This window comes from Micromonospora sediminimaris (assembly GCF_016863575.1).
In the GTDB taxonomy this organism is placed as follows: domain Bacteria; phylum Actinomycetota; class Actinomycetes; order Mycobacteriales; family Micromonosporaceae; genus Micromonospora; species Micromonospora sediminimaris.
This window is the reverse complement of record NZ_BOPD01000008.1, coordinates 135,727-152,485: the sequence shown is the minus strand read 5'-3', so window position 1 is coordinate 152,485 and position 16,759 is coordinate 135,727. Positions and strand designations below refer to the sequence as shown.

Genomic DNA, 16,759 nt, shown 5'->3' with positions numbered 1-16,759 from the left:
TGTATGCGGACGATCACTTCACGTGCGACTGGCCTGTCCGTACCGGTTGGCGGCGTCGAAGACATCCTGGGCGTACCTTCGGACGTCGTTGTACGACAGAATCGCGTTCCACCAGTCACCCGGAATGGTGAGGTTCCGACCGCCCTTGCACAGGTACATGCCGGCGGCGAGCGCGGCGTCGTGGATGTTGTGCGGGTCCTTGCGGCCGTCGTTGTCCGCGTCGGCACCGATCTCCGCCCAGGTGGTCGGAATGAACTGCATCGGCCCGATCGCCCGGTCGTAGGTGGTGTCGCGGTCCAACTCGCCCCGGTCGGTGTCGGCGATGCGCATCCGGTTGCCCTGACCGTCCAGCGGCAGACCGATGATTTCCGGGACCGCCCGGCCGTCCGCGCCGAGCTGGGCGTTGTTGGCCTGGCCGTGGCGGGACTCGACCAGACCGATCGCGGCCAACGTGGTCCAGCTCAGGCCGCAGGCGCGATCGGTCTCGGCGAGCACCAGCTCGGCGTAGCCGTACGCCTGCATGGCGATCGGGTCGATGCCGACCTTGGCGCCCGTGTCGCGGGCCCAGCCGGCCAGGGCGTCGGACGGGCGTCCACCGGCCGGCGCGGCGGTGCCCGGTGGGGTCACGCCCGGCGGAAGGGTCGCGGTGGGTGGCGGAAACTGCCCCGGCGGCGGCACCGCACCGGACGGCGGCAGGTCGCTGGGCAGCGCGTCGGGCACCTCGGCGGTGGCGTCGACCGCCACCGGACGCGGGGCGCCGAGGGTGGCCGGCACGAGCAGTGCGCCGGCCGTGGCGGTCGCAGCGATCAAGGCCAGCAGGAACACGCCGGGCAGGGTCAGCCGGCCACTCGGGCGGCGCGACCAGTCGCGGGTCGCCCGGGCCGCGACCCGCGGCCCCGGCAGACGTACGGCGTGCACGAAGCGCACCCGGCGACGCCGGGCTGCCGGTGCGCCGGAGTCCGGAGTGGACTGCTCGACAGTGGTCTTCGGCGTCGATCCGGGAGCCGCAGCGCCGGTCGAGGCGCCTGCGGCGCTGTCGATGGCCGCTGCCGGAACCGACTCGGTGGTTGGTGAGTCCAATGCCGCGTCGTCGGCCGGCTTGCCGGAACTCAGCCAGGGTCGGCGGGGCCGGGGCAGCCTGGTCGCCGGCCCGTCCGGGCCGGCACCGGAGTCGGCGCGCGGCGTGGCCGGTCGGAGGGGTCGAAGGGTGCTGCGCTCTTCGCCGTCTGCCACCCGTCGAGTATCACCCATGTCCACGCCGACGTCAGGTCCGGTCGTAGGCTGATGGCATGCCCCGGTACGAGTTCCGTTGCCGCGCCTGCGGCGCCACCTTCGAGGTCAACCGTCCGATGGCGCAGGCCGGTGAGCCGGCGCCCTGCCCGCAGGGGCACGCCGACACGGTGAAACTGCTCTCCACGGTCGCGGTCACCGGTCGCGGCGGTGGCGGCTCCGGTGCCGCGTCCGTTGCCGGCGGCGGCGGTTGCTGTGGTGGCGGCTGCGGCTGCTGACCGCGCCGGCAATCTTCGTGGATGGGTGGTACGGGTGATGCCGGCCTTGCCCGGATGCCGGGTCCGATGGCACCTTGGGTCGGAGTCTTGGCCGGCCGTTCTCACGATGCGTGATGATCTGGTCTCGGGAAGTATGGTGCCGAGACCAGGGGGGAGGTTCCACGCATGCCGCCACGGATCCACCTCCCGACCGGCTGGGTGACCTTCGTTTTCACCGACATCGAGGGCTCCACCCGACTGGCGCAGCTGCTCGGGTCGGGCTATCGGCCGGTGCTGGCCGAGCATCGACGGCTGCTCCGCCGCACGATCGCGGCGACCGAGGGCGCGGAGTTGCTGACCGAGGGCGACTCGTTCTTTCTCGCCTTCGATGACGCCGGAGCGGCGTTGACCGCCTGTCTGACCGCCCAGCGGGCGCTCGGTGAACACGACTGGCCGACCCCCGAGGCGGCCCCCCGGGTCCGGATGGGACTGCACACCGGTTGGGCGGAGCCACGCGACGGCGAGTACGCCAGTCCCGAGGTGCACCGGGCGGCCCGCGTCGCCGCTGCGGCGCACGGCGGGCAGATCCTCTGCTCCGGTGCCACGGCGCGGCGGGCCCGTCCACTGCCGGCCGGCGCCTCGCTACTAGACCTCGGGCTGCACCGGCTACGCGGCTTCGATGACCGGGAACGGCTCTTCCAGCTCGTCGCACCCGGCCTGGAACGGCAGTTTCCGCGACCGCGTACCGCCGACGCGGTGGCGCACAACCTGCCGATCCAGGTCACCACGTTCGTCGGCCGGCAGACCGAACGCGCCGAGCTGAGGCGACTCGTGGCCCGACACCGGCTGGTCACCGTGCTGGGCGCGGGTGGCAGCGGCAAGACGCGGCTGGCCGTGGAGTTCGCCACCGACCTGGTGGACGAGTACCCGGACGGCGTCTGGTTCGTCGACATCGCCGCGGTCACCGATCCCGGGCTGGTCGCCTTCGCGGTCGCCGCCGTGCTCGGGCTGCGTCCGGAGCCGGGCCGCCCGATGGTCGACACGCTTGTGGAGTACGCCGCTGCCCGCCGGATGCTGATCGTGCTCGACACCTGCGACGCCCAGCCGGCGTCCTGCGCCGAGGCGGTGTCCCGGTTGCTGGCCGGTGGCGGTGGCGTGCGGGTGCTGGCGACGACCCGGGAACCGCTCGGGCTGCCGGGCGAGGTGGTGTGGCGAATCCCGCCGTTGTCCGTCGACCCGGCACCCGACGGCACCGAGAGCGACGCGGTTGCGCTGCTGCTGGACCGTACGGCGGCGGCCCGAGGCGGGCGGCAGCCCGACCCGTCCGAGTCGGCCGACATCCGCCGGGTGGTGCGCCGCCTGGACGGGTTGCCGCTCGCCATCGAGCTGGCCGCGGCCCGGCTGCGGGTGCTCTCGGTCGGTCAGCTCGCCGAGCGTCTCGACGACGTGCTCGGCACGCTCGACGCCGGCCGCGAGGATCCGCTGCCGGCACCGGCCGATCGGGGCAACACCGGCAACCAGCGGGACACGGTCGACCTGGCCGCGGCGGCCACCGGCGTCAACCCCTCGGCCCCGGCGACCCGCGCTGCGGCCCGCTCGGCTGTCGAACGGCACCTGACCATGCAGGCGACGGTGACCTGGTCCTACCGGACCCTCGGGCCGCGGGCCGCGCGACTGCTGCGCTGGCTGGCCGTCTTCGCCGGCCCGGTCGACCTGCCGACGGTGGAGTGGCTGCTCGACGACGACCCGCTCGACCCGCTGTCGGTGCTTGTCGACAAGTCCATGGTGCTGGCGGAGCCGCATGCGGCCGGCTGCACCTACCGGATGCTCGACCCGATCCGGGCGTACGCGGCACGCCGGCTCGCCGAAGCCGGCGAGGAACAGGCGGCCCGTGACCGGCATGTGGCCTGGTCGGCGCACGCCCTGGAGCGGGCACACCTCGGCCCGGACGGGCAGGCGGTGACGCTGTCGCTGTACGCGCTGGATCCACTCGCCGGTGAGCTGCGTGCCGCGCTGCGCTGGTGCGCCACAGGTGGCAGTGCCCGGATCGGACTGCGGCTGGCTGGCGGGCTGGACCAGTGGTGGCGTGAGCGCGGACTGGCCCGGGAAGGCCGGCTCTGGCTGTTCCGGCTCTACGGCCGCCTGGCCGAGACCGGTGAGGTGATCCCGGAGGACGAGCTGGCGGCGGCCTACCACATGCATTCGCTGCACGCCGGTGGCGACGGCGAGTTCGGCGAGGAGCTGCGCTACTCGCAGCGGGCCGAGGCGGCGGCCCGCCAGGCCGGGGACGCCGGTCTGCTGGCCCGGGTGCTCGCCGGCCGCGCCGCCCCGCTCGTCGACATGGGACAGTTCGCCGAGGCGGAGCGGGTCTGCCGGGAGGTCATCGACTGGGCGCAGGACCAGGGGGTCGAGTCGGAGGCGTTGTTCGCCGTCTTCCGCCTGGCCGAGCTGCTGTGGCGGCGGGGCGCGCTGGGCGAGGCGGCGGAGCTGCTCGGTGCGGCTCGTCCGGTGGAGGCGTCCCGCCCGGTCGACCGGGGACGCCGCTCGGTGGACATGCTGCTCGGCATGGTCGCGCTGGCGCGGGGTGACCTGGTGGCCGCACACGAGCACCTGCTGGTGGCGCTGCGGTCGCGGATGAATCACGGCTTCCACGGGCGGGCCTGCGACACGTTGAACGCGGTCGCGGTGCGTTGCGCGGTCGGTGGCCAGCCGCTGACCGGGGCTCGGCTCTTCGGCGCCGCCCAGGCGACCCGGGCGGGTCTGCGGTCGACGCCGGGCATCTTCGAGGCGTACTGGACGGAGCGGCAGGCGGCGCTGCGGCGGATGTTGGGCGACACGGCCTTCGACGAGGCGTACGGCGAGGGCGCCGAACTGGGGCTGGATGAGGCGGTCGCGTTGGCGCTCGGTGTCGAGCATCCCGACCTGGCGGCCGATTCGGGGCGGTTCGCCTCGGGAGCGGGTCGCTCCGCTCCACCTCGGCCCAGCGCTGTCAACCGGCACACCGAGCACGCCTGAGACCGTCGGGAATCCGCGCGCGGATTCCCGACGGTCCCTGAGCGGCGGGACGCCCGACCACGGTTGCTGCCGGGCCGTCCACACTGTTCGTCAGGCGCGAGCGCGGCGCTCGGCGTCGGCCTTCATCCGGGCGGCCCGGTCGATGTCGGACTGCTGGACGGCGGCTACCGAGCCGAAGATGGCGACGGCCTGGTAGTAGGTCCACGCCAGGCTCAGGCAGGCCGGCCGGACGACGGAGTTGTAGGTGGCGCAGGACCGCTTCAGATCCGCGTAGAAGGCGCTGTCGAGGCGCGGCTTGGTGGCACTGAACTGGCCGACCGCCTTGTAGTTGCGGTAGCCGAAGTCGTGGCGGGCGCAGGAGAGGCTGAACTTGAATCCGAGCGGGTTGTCCGGGCTGGACGAGCAGTAGTCGGTGGACCAGTCGAAGTTGTACTCGGCCCAGGGCGCGCGGTTCTGGCGGGCGGAGTACCAGGCGTTGTGGCTGCTGGCGCTGGTCTGGGTCCAGCTGGACAGGACCGACAACTTCTGCTGTGGAGTGACGGCCGCCGTGGCGGGGGAGGCCACGGCGAAGGCGGTGAGCAGCGCGAGTACGCCGGAGGTGAGGATGGTGGCGAGACGTCTGGGCATGGTCGTACCTCCGCGGGGGTGTGCGGTGGGGCCAGTTGTTACCGGCGAGTCACCGGGGTTAGATCAGTGTCGATCGATGACGCGGCCTGCCGGTGTTACCCGCGAGAAATATTGGTGACCTGTGCCGAAACAGACGAATGTCCTGGACACCGCCGGTGTCCAGGACATTCGTCGAGCGGACCTGCCTAGTCGAAGAAGCGGGCCAGGTGGGTGGCGGTAGGGCCGTCGTCCTCCGGTCCCAGCGGAGTGAGGTCGGCGAAGATGGACGCACCGTCGCTGCCGGCGTGCAGGGGGTACCAGCGCGGCGTGCCCGGGGGTCGCATGACGCAGATGCCCTTGACCGTCTGCACGTCCAGCAGCCGCACGTGGGTCGGGTCGGCAACCGCGTTCACATGACCCCACCAGGGGCTCATCACGTGCAGCACACCCCCGGGGCGGAGCACCCGGTGGCACTCGTCCAGCAGCGGCAGAAAGTCGATCAGGTGCTCCAGGATGTGTACCGCGAACAGCACGTCGACCGAGTCGTCGGCCAGTGGCAGGGAGCCGGAGAGATCGGCGACCGCGTCCACTCCGGGGGCGGGGAAGATGTCCAGGCCAAGATTGCCGGGCCACTGCTTGGTGGCGCCGCAGCCCAGATCGACCACCACCGGGTCGCGTCCGCCGACCCGTACCCGGCACCAGACGCCGAAGACGCCGGCCAGCCGGCCGACCTGCTCGCGTACCAGTCGCAGCTGTGCCGGCTCGTCGACCTCGCCGGTCAGGTGGGCGACGCCCCGGTCGAAACGGACCTCGACACCGAGCGGGCGCAATCGCTCGTCGTGGCGGACCTGGTCCAGCCACGCCTCGGTGAGGAACCCGTCCATCGCCCGCAGCCGCTCGGCGGAGGACGGGGTGTGTGCCAACGCGACCATACCGGCCACCTCCGGCCGGCCCGTTACCCGGATAGTTGCCCGGTATGCGCCGGTTGTCCCTGAAATTCGCGCCAGGTCAACGCGCGATGGGCCGTCGAGGACGTCCGGTACGCATCCGCTGCCGCGGTGCGGCCGCCGTCCGGGGCCGCTTCAGGTGATAGCGGTGCAACTCGTTGTTCCCCGGCAGGGACGGGTCCTCGCTCATCGCGACCAACTCCCAGCCCTGGTCGCCGGCCCGGTTGAGATGAGCCAGCGCGGTGTCGCCGTACGGCGTGACGTCGATCATCGAACCGTCGGGGCCGTACCAGGAGAAGATGACCTCGAAGCCGAGGTCGTTGGTGGCGGCCTGGCGGCGGCGCACCAGTAGGGCGTACTCCCACCTGAGCATGGGGTCATTGTCGCCCCACCGTCCGGATTCCGCCGGATCAAAACTCGGTGATCCGCCCGGCGTCCACCCGCAACCGCCGGTCGAGGCGTACCGCCTCCAGCATTCGCCGGTCATGGGTCACCAGCAGCAGGGTGCCCGGGAAGCTGGCAAGCGCGGACTCCAGTTGCTCGATCGCCGGCAGATCGAGGTGGTTCGTCGGCTCGTCCAGCACCAGCAGATTGACGCCGCGCCCCTGCAACAGGGCCAACGCGGCCCGGGTCCGTTCGCCCGGAGAGAGCGTCGCGGCCGGTCGCAGCACGTGCTGCGCGCGCAGGCCGAACTTGGCCAGCAGCGTACGCGCGTCCGCCGGAGACACGTCCGGCACCGCGGCCCGGAACGCGTCAAGCAGCGGTACGTCACCCAGGAACAGTCCCCGGGCCTGGTCCACCTCGCCGACCACCACGCCCGGCCCCAGCGCGGCCTGGCCGGCGTCCAGCGGCAACCGGCCGAGCAGGGCGGCCAGCAGGGTCGACTTGCCGGAGCCGTTCGCCCCGGTCACCGCCACCCGGTCCGCCCAGTCGATCTGAAGGTTCACCGGGCCGAGGGTGAAATCGCCCCGGCGTACCACGGCGTCGCGGAGCGTGGCCACGACGGCGCCGGCGCGCGGCGCGGCGGCGATCTCCATCCGCAGCTCCCACTCCTTGCGTGGCTCCTCCACCACATCCAGACGTTCGATCAGCCGCTCGGTCTGCCGGGCCTTCGCCGCCTGCTTCTCGGACGCCTCGGACCGGAACTTGCGGCCGATCTTGTCGTTGTCGGTGGCCTTACGCCGGGCGTTGCGGACCCCCTTCTCCATCCAGGCCCGCTGGGTACGCGCCCGTGCCTGGAGTCCGGCCCGCGTGTCGGCGTACTCCTCGTAGTCGGCGCGCGCCTGGCGGCGGGCCACCTCCCGCTCCTCCAGGTACGCCGCGTAACCACCGCCGAAGTGGTTCACCTGCTGCTGGTGCAGGTCCAACTCCAGCACCGAGGTGACCGTGCGGGCCAGGAACTCCCGGTCGTGGCTGACCAGGACCGTGCCGGCGCGCAGCCCGGTCACGAAGGTCTCCAGCCGGTCCAGCCCGGCCAGGTCGAGATCGTTCGTGGGCTCGTCGAGCAGGAAGATGTCGTACCGGCTGAGCAGCAGCGACGCCAGGCCGGCCCGGGCGGCCTGGCCGCCGGAGAGACTGGTCATCTCCTGGTCGAGATCGACGGCGAGGCCCAGCTCGGCCGCCACCTCCTCGGCCCGCTCGTCCAGGTCGGCGCCGCCGAGCCCGAGCCAGCTCTCCAGCGCGGCGGCGTACGCGTCGTCCGCGCCCGGGGTGCCGGCGGTCAGCGCCTCCGTCGCCGCGTCGAGCGCAGCTTGCGCCCCGGTCACGCCGGTGCGGCGGGCCAGGAACGCCCGGACCGTCTCCCCGGGGCGGCGCTCCGGCTCCTGGGGCAGGTGCCCGATGCTCGCGCCGGGCGGGCTCACCGCGACGCTGCCGGCCTCGACCGGCAACAGACCGGCGAGCGTACGCAGCAGCGTCGACTTGCCGGCCCCGTTGGCCCCGACCAGGCCGACCACGTCGCCGGGCGCGACCACGAGGTCCAGGCCGGCGAAGAGGGTGCGTTCCCCGTGCCCGGCGGCGAGGTCCCGGGCGATCAGCGTGGCGCTCACAAACAGCCGAGCCTACCCGTCGCCGCGCGGCGGACCCTGCGACGAGGCAGACTCACGTGCGTGTTGACCACTCTGGCGATCGACTGCGGGGGCGGCGGAATCAAGGCCTCCGTCCTCGACGGCGCGGGCACGATGCGGGCCCAGCCGATGCGGGTGCCGACGCCGTACCCCCTGCCGCCGGACCTGTTCGTCCGCACGCTCGTGGAACTCGGCGGTCGGTTGCCGGCGGCCGGCCGGGTGACGGTCGGGATGCCTGGCATGATCCGGCACGGCGTGGTGGTGGCCACCCCGCACTACGTGACCCGTTCGGGCCCACGTAGCCGGGTCGACCCGGCGCTGCTCGCCGAGTGGTCCGGGTTCGACGCCCGCAGCGCGCTCTCGGCCGCGTTCGGCCTGCCGGCGCTGGTGCTCAATGACGCCGAGGTGCACGGTGCCGGGGTGGTCGCCGGCACCGGTTGCGAACTCGTGCTGACCCTCGGCACCGGGTTGGGCAGCGCCCTCTTCGACGGTGGGGTGCTCGCCCCGCACCTCGAACTGTCACATGCCCCGGTGCGTTGGGGCACCACCTACGACACGTACGTCGGTGAGCCTGAGCGCCGCCGGCTGGGCGACGCCTTCTGGTCCCGACGGATCCGGCAGGTGGTGGAGGGGCTGCGTCCGGTGTTCCGCTGGGACCGGCTCTACCTGGGCGGCGGGAACTCGCGGCGGATCCGCCCCGAGCAGCTCACCCGGATGGGTGACGACGTGGTGGTGGTCCCGAACAGCGCCGGCATAGTCGGTGGCGTCCGCGCCTGGGACCTCGCCACCGTGTAAGGCAGGCAGGAAAAGCCACCGGGAACAGTCGCGGTACGGCCGGTGTTGTGCCAGCGTCGGAGCAGTGGTGCGACACGGAGGGGGTGGCGGCATGGATCTTCTGGCCGAGTACCGACGGGCGACCCTGTTCTTCGAGGCGGGCGACCCCAGCAGCGCGGCCCGGCTGCTCGAACCGATCATCGAGGCGGAGCCGGACAACGCCTCCGTGCGCCAGTTGCTGGCCCGGGCCTACTTCCAGTCGGCACAGCTCAACCGGGCCGAGGAGCAGCTGCGGGAACTGGTCGACCGCAACCCCAGCGACCACTACGCCCACCACGTGCTGGGCCGGACGCTGGAGCGGCTCAACCGCTACACCGACGCGCTGCGTCACCTGCGCATCGCGGCGGCCATGCACTCGTCCAACGACGACTACACGACCGCCCTGCGCCGGGTCGAGACCCGGGTCGGCGGTCGCTGATCCCGGACACGTGTCGAGAGGGCAGCCCGGGTGGGCTGCCCTCTCGACGTCTGGGGACCCGGCAGCCGCCGTGCCCACGATGGCCTGGCCGGCGTCCGGCGTGCCTACCATGAGCCGCATGACAGCCGACCGGACGGTGGACGTGGCATGAAGCTGAAGCTGGACCTGCACGACATCTTCAACAAGGGCCACGACATCGACCGGGCACTGCGCGGGATCATGGACGAGGCGGTGGCCAAGAAGGCCACCCTCGTCGAGATCATCCCGGGCAAGGGCTCCGGCCAGCTCAAGAAGCGGGTGCTGCGCTTCCTCGACCAGAAGGACGTCAAGCAGCTCTACCACCGGGTCGAGAAGGACTCCAAGAACTTCGGCCGCCTCTTCGTCCACTTCCGCTGGAAGTAGCTGCCCTACAGCGGGTAGGTGCGGGCGACGGCGAGCATCTCGGAGCTGTGCGAGCCGGCGACGCCGACGTCCGGTGGGCGGGGGCGGAAGCCGGGCAGCGTGTCGAGGCCGTCGCTGGCGTCCATCGCGCGCAACGCGATCCGGTCCGTCTTCGGCGTGACGGTAAGCGTGACCTCGATCCCGTCGGGCGGTGGGGCGTGGAAGACCACCCCGAATCCCCAGCGGCCGTCGCGGGTCTCCACCGGAACCGGGCGGCCGGCGACCTCGACCCGCCGCACGTCAGCGGTGTTCGTGTCGACGTGCAGGGTGGTCAGGCGTACCTGGCGCTGCGGGGTGAGCCGGAGCGTCAGTGTGCGTTCGCCTGCGGTGGTGGTGTCGGTCAGCACGTCCAACCGGGGCGCGGGTAGGTCCGCCGGCTGTGCCGGGCCGCCGAGCAACTCGTCGCCGCCGATTCCGGGGAACTCGTCGGCGACCTCGACCGGGCCGTCCACGTACTCGTCGGTCCAGGGCTGCGGATCGCTCTCGTGGCTGAGCCAGCGGGCCTGGCCGGTGCCGGCGTCCAGCGCGTACATCAGGTGGGTGGGTGCGGGGTGCGTGGCGTCGAACCGGTCGACGGCGAGGCCGATCCCGGCGAGGATCACCGCGGCCAGTGCGGCGGCCCCGGCCGGCAGGGCGCCGAGTCGGCGGGCCCGCAGCGCGATCATGCCCCGCTGGCCGCCGGCCTGTGGATGCAGCAGGTCGATCACGGGCAGCGCGGCGAGACCGAGCAGCACCGCGAAGAGCGCCGCGACGCCGCCCATCGCCATGCCCAGCGCCGGGAAGAGCAGCACGACGGTGGGGAGCAGCAGGAGCACCGCGACCGCGGCCGCGACGGTCACCGCGATCACCGGTACCGGGCCGTCGAGCCGGGTGGCCAGCGCCACCAGTCCGCCGAGCGCCCCGGCCAGGGCGGGCAGGGTCGCCAGGTACGCCCCGCCGGGCGCCAGGAAGGCGAGCAGCACGCCGAGCAGCGCCAGCCAGCCGAGTCCGCCGATCGCCAGGGCGGCTGGGCCGATCCGGCGTCGGCTCAGCGCGTACCAGGCGAACACGACGGCGGCGGCGAGCGACAGTACGGCCAGCCGGTACCAGGTCGGCCGGTACGGGTCGAGCAGTTCGGCGTAGCCCGGCCGGAGCGCGACGATCGCAGCCCAGAGCAACTGGGCGCCCAGCGGGGCCACCATGATCGGCACCAGGGCCAGGCCGAAGCCGGCGGCCAGCCGACCGGTGGTGACCCGATCCCGGCGTCGGGCCAGCCAGCCGAGCCCGACCACGCCGCTCAGCGCCAGCAGCGCCAACGGCAGCACCAGCCAGCCGGGGTAGCGGGCGAGCCCGCCGGGCACGGGGAAGTAGGTGGCGTCGTGACCGGCGCGCAGGTCGCCGAGGTCGATCCGGCCGAACTCCCGGGCGAGACCGAGGGTGTTGTCACCGTGGTGCTGGAGGCTGGCCTGGTCCATCGAGGCGGGGGTGTCCAACGGCGTGTGGTAGATCGCACCGCCATCCAGGTACGCCGAGTTCAGCCCGAGGAACCCCTCGTCGAGGAAGGCGGTGAAGTCGGTGTCGTTGGGCAACGCGCGGTACACCTCCACCGCGAACGAGGTTCCCACCGGGTGCGGTGCGGCCCGGCCGAAGACCTCGACCAGACGCGCGTTCTCCGGCGACGTCTCGAACATGATCACCGGGCCGGTTCGACCCCTTGCCTCCAGGTTGAGCACCACACCCTTGTCGGCGGTGAGCGGGTGCTCGGAGGCGAACGTCGAGGCTCCGCAGAGGCACGCCTCCTCGGCGTCGGTGAGCACGAAGACGACGTCGTTGCGGGGCGCTGGGCCGTCGGTCAGCGCACGGGCCACCTCCAGGATCGCCGCCACCCCTGCGGCGTCGTCGTTGCCGCCCGGCCCGGTCTGCACCGCGTCGTAGTGCGCGACCAGGAACACCGTGCCGGTGGGGGCGGTGCCGGGCAGCCGCGCCACCACGTTGCGGACCCGGGCCAGGGTGGCGCCGCCCGCCGCGCCGCTGAGCTGCCCGGCCTCCTCGGCGACGGTGTCCTGCACCTGCGTCTCCAACCCGAGGCCACGCAGCGCGCCTTCCAGGTAGCCGCGGACCTCCTCGTTGGCTGGGCTGCCTGCGACGTGTGGCCGCCCGGCGACCTGCGTCACGTGTGGGTACGCGCGCCCGGCGCTGAACTCGTCCGTCGGCGCGTCGGCCGGCCGGGGTGCCGGAGGACGCAGGTCGAGCAGCGCGCCCGCGCCGACGGCGACGAGCGCGACGAGTGCGGCCAGCGCGGCGAGGGGACGTCGACGCGGCCGGGTGAGGGCGCGGTCGGCGGCGGGGGTGGGGGGTGCGCCCACGGGTGGCTCCTTGCGAGGGGGGTCCTGGGGTGGACATCATCCTCCATGCCACCTGAGGGTGCCCCGTCGTGTTGTGTGCGAACGTTGTCTAATACAGGATCAGCAGGGCACTCGGAAGGAGCCCGACATCACCAGCGATCAGCCGCCAATCGCGGCGGTGACCCGGCCGGCCCGGGGGACCGGGATGACCGGTCCCTCCGTCGTGTCGTGGCCGTACCCGCAGGGAGGGCTGGGTGGCAACCCGAACCTGCCACCCGGGGAGCGGCTGAGCGTGCTGCTGGTGGAGGACGACGAGGGTGACGCCTTCCTGGTCGGCGAGTTGCTGGCCGAGACGAACTCCGGAATCGACCTGCTGGTGGCGACCAGCCTGAGCGAGGCCCGCCAACGGATCGCGGGGGTCGACTGCGTACTGCTCGACCTGGGGCTGCCCGACGCGCAGGGGCTGGACGGGCTGCGGCAGGTGCTGGAGATGTCCGGCAGCGCGGCCGTCTGCGTGCTCACCGGTCGAACCGACGAGCACCTGGGCATCGTGGCGGTTGCCGAGGGGGCTCAGGACTACCTGGTCAAGGGCCAGGTAGACGGGGTGCTGCTGACCCGGGCACTGCGCTACGCGGTGGAGCGCAAACGGGCCGACGAGAACGCCCGCCGGCTGCGTGAGGTGGAGCTGCGCCAGGCCGAGTCGGCCCGGTTGGAGCGCGGCCTGCTGCCCCAGCCGCTGATGTCGACCGATCAGATCGCCGTACACACCTTCTACCGGCCCGGCCGGCACGCCGCACTGATCGGCGGGGACTTCTACGACGTGGTGCAGACCCGTCCCGACCGGGTGGATCTGATCATCGGCGATGTCTGTGGGCACGGCGTGGACGAGGCGGCCCTCGGCGTCGAGCTGCGGGTGGCCTGGCGGGCGCTGATCCTCGCCGGGGTACCGGACGACGAGGTGCTCCCCGCGCTGGAACAGGTGCTGATGAGCGAGCGTCGGCTTCAGGAGATCTTCGCGACCGTGGCGACGGCCCGGCTGGACCTCAATGCCGGCCGGGCGACGGTGCGGCTGGCCGGCCACCCGCCACCGGTGCTGCTCGCCGGTGGGCGGGTGACTCCGGTGCCTGCCCCGGGTGGTCTGCTGCTCGGCGTACGGCCGCGCCGGCCCGTCGCCTTCGACCTGAAGTTCGACACCGAGGACTGGTCTCTGCTGATGTACACCGATGGTCTGATCGAGGGCCGGGTGGGCGCGGGCGACGAACGTCTCGACGTGCCCGGCCTGACCCGCCTGCTGACCGAGCCGGCCAGTCGGGCGGTTGCGCTGCCCGATCTGCCGGCCTGGCTGGTCGGGCGGGCCGAGCAGCTCAACGACGGCCCGTTCGCCGACGATGTGGCGATGCTGCTGGTCACGCGGGGTGGTGGCCGGTGACGGCCACGGGTGCCGGCTGGAGCCTGCGCGGTCGGCTGGCCCTGCTCGTCGCCGTCGTCGGGTTGCTGTTGCTCGGGGTGGCCGTCGCGGAGGCGGTGGTCGCCACCCGTAGCCGGGCGCACATCGACGCGGTGCTCAACGAGACAGGTCCGTTGCGGGCCCAGTCCCAGGAACTGCTCGCGGTCCTGGTCGACCAGGAGACCGCGATCCGGGGGTACGCGCTGACCGGCGAGCGGGAGGATCTCGCCCCGTTCGACACCGGCCGGCAGCGGGAGCAGGAGCTGGCCGCCTCGATGGACCGGCTGTTGGCCAGCTACCCGGAGCTGCGTGACGAGTTCGGCACGGTGCAGCAGCGGGCGGAGCAGTGGCGGCAGGCGGTTGCCCTGCCGGTCATCGCCGCCATCGAGACCGGTGGCGCCACCGCCGGCCAGCAGTTGCTCACCGACCAGTCGCGGCAGCAGTTCGACCAGATCCGGGTCGCCGTCGACGTGTTGCAGAACGGCATCCTCGAGGTTCGCGACGAGGCCGCGGCGAACGTACGCAGCACGAGCAACCTGCTGGTGCTGCTGCTGGTCATCGCGGCGCTCGTGGTGCTGGTCACCGGGGTGGTGCTGCTCACCTCGCTGGAGCGGATGGTGATCCGTCCGCTGACCAGCCTGGCCGGGCAGGTTCGGGAGGTCGCCGTCGGCGACTACGGCCACCGCATCACCGGCACCGGTCCGCCGGAGTTCCAGCGCCTCGGCGAGGACGTGGACGCCATGCGCCAGAAGATCGCCGCGGACCTGGCCGAGGTGCGTGAGGCCCGGGAGCGCATCGAGTGGGTCAACACCCAGTTGCAGAAGCAGGCCGAGGAGCTGACCCGGTCCAACCGTGACCTGGAGCAGTTCGCCTACGTCGCCTCGCACGACCTGCAGGAGCCGTTGCGCAAGGTGGCGAGTTTCTGCCAGCTGCTCCAGCGGCGTTATGCCGGGCGGCTCGACGAGCGGGCCGACCAGTACATCGCCTTCGCGGTGGACGGCGCGCAGCGGATGCAGCGGCTGATCAACGACCTGCTGGCCTTCTCCCGGATCGGCCGGCTCACCACGGGCTTCACCGATGTCGACCTGAACCGCCTGATGGCCGAGGTGGCGGCACAGACCGAGCCGGCCCGGCAGTACGCCGACGCCGAGCTGACCTGGGGCGAGCTGCCGGTGATCCGCGGCGAGGAGCCGCTGCTGACCAACCTGCTGGTCAACCTGGTCAGCAACTCCGTGAAGTTCCGTCGGGCGGATGTTCCGCCGAAGGTGCACGTCTCGGCCCGGCTGATCGGCGAGGATTGGGAGATCACCTGCCAGGACAACGGCATCGGGATCGAGCCGGAGTTCGCCGACAAGATCTTCGTCATCTTCCAGCGACTGCACGCCAAGGACGCGTACCCGGGTACCGGAATCGGGCTGGCGATCGTCAAGAAGATCGTGGAGTACCACGGCGGTCGGGTCTGGGTGGACACCGACGTGCCCGAGGGGACGGCGATCCGTTTCACCCTGCCCGCGCTGCCCGCCGACACGGAGGCTGCGCAGAGCGCCACCGGCGCGGACGGGTCCGCGGCGGACGGGGAGGCTGCGGACGGGTCCGCTCCGGCGACTGTGGGGACGGACGCGGCGGCAGGCCGGGCCGATGACGAGGTCCCGGTGGGTGACGGTACCGTCGGCGCCGAGGCCGGCGGCGACTCGCAACGCCCCTCGGCCGTCGCTGGCCTGCCACAGGCCGGCGGTGGGACAGGTGGCATGAAGGAGGCGGTGGGATGACCGCGCCGGCGGACGGTAACAGCCCGATCGAGGTGCTTCTGGTCGAGGACGACCCGGGCGACGTGTTGATGACCCAGGAAGCGTTCGAGGAGCACAAGCTGCGCAACCGGCTCAACGTCGTGTCCGACGGTGCCGAGGCGCTTGCCTACCTGCGCCGCGAGGGCCAGTACGCGGACGCGGAGCTGCCGGACCTGATCCTGCTCGACCTGAACCTGCCCCGGCGGGACGGTCGGGAGGTGCTGGAGGAGATCAAGAAGGACGAGCAGCTCCGCCGGATCCCGGTGGTGGTGCTTACCACCTCCCAGGCCGACGAGGACATCCTGCGCAGCTACCAGCTGCATGCGAACGCGTACGTGACCAAGCCGGTCGACTTCGAGCAGTTCATCGCGGTGGTCCGGCAGATCGACGAGTTCTTCGTCAGCGTGGTGAAGCTGCCGCCGCGTGGTTGACACCCTGCTCGACGACGTCGGCGGGCTGCTGCGGGAGACTGCCGACCGCGTCGTGCTGCCCTTGTTCCGCCATCTCGACGCCGCCGACGTGAGCGAGAAGGCCCCCGGTGAGCTTGTCACGGTCGCCGACCGGCGGGCCGAGGAAATGATCAGCGCCCGGTTGCTCCGGCTGCGCCCCGGCTCGGTGGTGGTCGGCGAGGAGGCGGTGGCCGACGATCCCGACCTGCTGCGTCACCTGCGTGCCTCGGGGGACGTCTGGCTGGTCGACCCGGTCGACGGCACTGCGAACTTCGCAGCGGGCCGCCGCCCGTTCGCCTTGATGGTCTCCCTGCTCACCGATGGCGAGCCGGTGGCCGCCTGGGTGTTCGACCCGTTGGCCGACGCGCTGGCGACCGGCCGTAACGGCGAGGGCACGTACCTGGACGGTCGGCCGTTGCACCTGCCCGACGGGGCACCGCCAACGGGTGAGCTGCGGGGCACCGCGATGACGAAGTTCCTGCCGGGGCCTTCCCGACGCACGGTGGAGGCGGGCGGTGCGCGGCTCGGCGAGCTGCTACCGGGGCAGCATTGCGCCGGTCGCGAGTATCTCGACGTGCTCACCGGCCAGCAGCAGTTCGTGCTGTTCTGGCGGACCCTGCCCTGGGACCACGGCCCAGGCACCCTGCTGGTGCGGGCCGCAGGCGGAGTCGCCCGCCGGCTCGACGGCACGGACTACCACCCCGCCGACACCGAACACGGCCTACTGGTAGCCGCCAACCAGGAGGTCTGGACCAAAGTCCACACCACCCTCCTCCCCACCTGATCCCCTGCGCCCACCCGTGTTGATCATGAGGTTGACGGCGAGTTCGATCCGAAAGTGCCGCCAACCTCATGATCAACACGGGGTAGGGGTGCGGAGGGTGAGGGGGTGGTTGCGGGGGGTTGGGATTGGACGGGTTCAAGGGTCGGCGGGCTGG

The 16,759-nt window shown here is 72.3% G+C and carries 14 protein-coding genes and 1 pseudogene; 9 read left to right on the top strand and 6 right to left on the bottom strand.

Annotated features, from left to right (window positions below; genetic code table 11):
• Window positions 1-18 precede the first annotated feature (18 nt).
• A complete protein-coding gene (locus tag Vse01_RS06275) occupies window positions 19-1,233 on the bottom strand; it encodes a lytic transglycosylase domain-containing protein (RefSeq protein WP_093403490.1) in 1,215 nt (404 codons plus the stop codon).
• Between the two features lie 56 nt (window positions 1,234-1,289).
• Here Vse01_RS06275 and Vse01_RS06270 point away from each other — a divergent pair, with 56 nt between their 5' ends.
• Together Vse01_RS06270 and Vse01_RS06265 are read left to right on the top strand one after the other, a co-directional pair.
• On the top strand, window positions 1,290-1,508 hold the full coding sequence (locus Vse01_RS06270; RefSeq protein WP_093403491.1) for an FmdB family zinc ribbon protein: 219 nt from the start codon (window positions 1,290-1,292) through the stop codon (window positions 1,506-1,508).
• Window positions 1,509-1,673: 165 nt separating this feature from the next.
• Window positions 1,674-4,502 (top strand): ATP-binding protein, encoded by a 2,829-nt coding sequence (locus Vse01_RS06265; RefSeq protein WP_093403493.1) that lies wholly within the window; start codon window positions 1,674-1,676, stop codon window positions 4,500-4,502.
• Between the two features lie 90 nt (window positions 4,503-4,592).
• Here the strand turns inward: Vse01_RS06265 and Vse01_RS06260 are convergent, their stop codons facing one another.
• From Vse01_RS06260 to Vse01_RS06245, 4 genes and pseudogenes are all read right to left on the bottom strand, one after another.
• A complete protein-coding gene (locus tag Vse01_RS06260; protein ID WP_093403495.1) occupies window positions 4,593-5,129 on the bottom strand; it encodes a phospholipase in 537 nt (178 codons plus the stop codon).
• Window positions 5,130-5,314: 185 nt separating this feature from the next.
• Window positions 5,315-6,040: a methyltransferase domain-containing protein gene (locus tag Vse01_RS06255; protein WP_093403496.1), complete on the bottom strand. Its 726-nt coding sequence runs from the start codon at window positions 6,038-6,040 to the stop codon at window positions 5,315-5,317.
• A 136-nt stretch (window positions 6,041-6,176) separates the two neighbouring features.
• Window positions 6,177-6,428 (bottom strand): annotated as a pseudogene (locus Vse01_RS06250) (hypothetical protein); the annotation flags it as partial.
• Window positions 6,429-6,465: 37 nt separating this feature from the next.
• Entirely contained in the window at window positions 6,466-8,103 is a 1,638-nt protein-coding gene (locus Vse01_RS06245; RefSeq protein WP_093403499.1) for an ABC-F family ATP-binding cassette domain-containing protein, read from the bottom strand.
• A gap of 60 nt (window positions 8,104-8,163) precedes the next feature.
• Here Vse01_RS06245 and Vse01_RS06240 point away from each other — a divergent pair, with 60 nt between their 5' ends.
• The 3 genes from Vse01_RS06240 to Vse01_RS06230 all read left to right on the top strand — a co-directional run bounded on the left by Vse01_RS06240 (window position 8,164) and on the right by Vse01_RS06230 (window position 9,775).
• On the top strand, window positions 8,164-8,916 hold the full coding sequence (locus Vse01_RS06240; protein ID WP_093403500.1) for an ROK family protein: 753 nt from the start codon (window positions 8,164-8,166) through the stop codon (window positions 8,914-8,916).
• Window positions 8,917-9,007: 91 nt separating this feature from the next.
• Window positions 9,008-9,373 (top strand): tetratricopeptide repeat protein, encoded by a 366-nt coding sequence (locus Vse01_RS06235; RefSeq protein WP_093403502.1) that lies wholly within the window; start codon window positions 9,008-9,010, stop codon window positions 9,371-9,373.
• A 147-nt stretch (window positions 9,374-9,520) separates the two neighbouring features.
• Complete coding sequence (locus Vse01_RS06230; RefSeq protein WP_013736060.1) at window positions 9,521-9,775, top strand: Smr/MutS family protein; 255 nt, start codon at window positions 9,521-9,523, stop codon at window positions 9,773-9,775.
• A 5-nt stretch (window positions 9,776-9,780) separates the two neighbouring features.
• Here the strand turns inward: Vse01_RS06230 and Vse01_RS06225 are convergent, their stop codons facing one another.
• Complete coding sequence (locus tag Vse01_RS06225; protein ID WP_093403503.1) at window positions 9,781-12,159, bottom strand: M28 family peptidase; 2,379 nt, start codon at window positions 12,157-12,159, stop codon at window positions 9,781-9,783.
• Between the two features lie 157 nt (window positions 12,160-12,316).
• Here Vse01_RS06225 and Vse01_RS06220 point away from each other — a divergent pair, with 157 nt between their 5' ends.
• Genes Vse01_RS06220 through Vse01_RS06205 form a run of 4 tightly spaced genes read left to right on the top strand, consistent with a single transcriptional unit; the run spans window position 12,317 to window position 16,605 of the window.
• Window positions 12,317-13,567 (top strand): PP2C family protein-serine/threonine phosphatase, encoded by a 1,251-nt coding sequence (locus Vse01_RS06220; protein ID WP_170863401.1) that lies wholly within the window; start codon window positions 12,317-12,319, stop codon window positions 13,565-13,567.
• The gene (locus Vse01_RS06215; RefSeq protein WP_093403505.1) at window positions 13,564-15,354 is read left to right on the top strand and encodes a sensor histidine kinase; all 1,791 of its coding nucleotides are present in this window, start codon (window positions 13,564-13,566) and stop codon (window positions 15,352-15,354) included. Before Vse01_RS06220 ends, Vse01_RS06215 begins: the two co-directional genes overlap by 4 nt.
• Window positions 15,351-15,803, top strand: coding sequence for a response regulator (locus Vse01_RS06210; RefSeq protein WP_093403507.1), 453 nt, complete (start codon window positions 15,351-15,353; stop codon window positions 15,801-15,803). Before Vse01_RS06215 ends, Vse01_RS06210 begins: the two co-directional genes overlap by 4 nt.
• Entirely contained in the window at window positions 15,796-16,605 is an 810-nt protein-coding gene (locus Vse01_RS06205) for an inositol monophosphatase family protein (RefSeq protein ID WP_093403509.1), read from the top strand. Before Vse01_RS06210 ends, Vse01_RS06205 begins: the two co-directional genes overlap by 8 nt.
• Window positions 16,606-16,759: the final 154 nt, after the last annotated feature.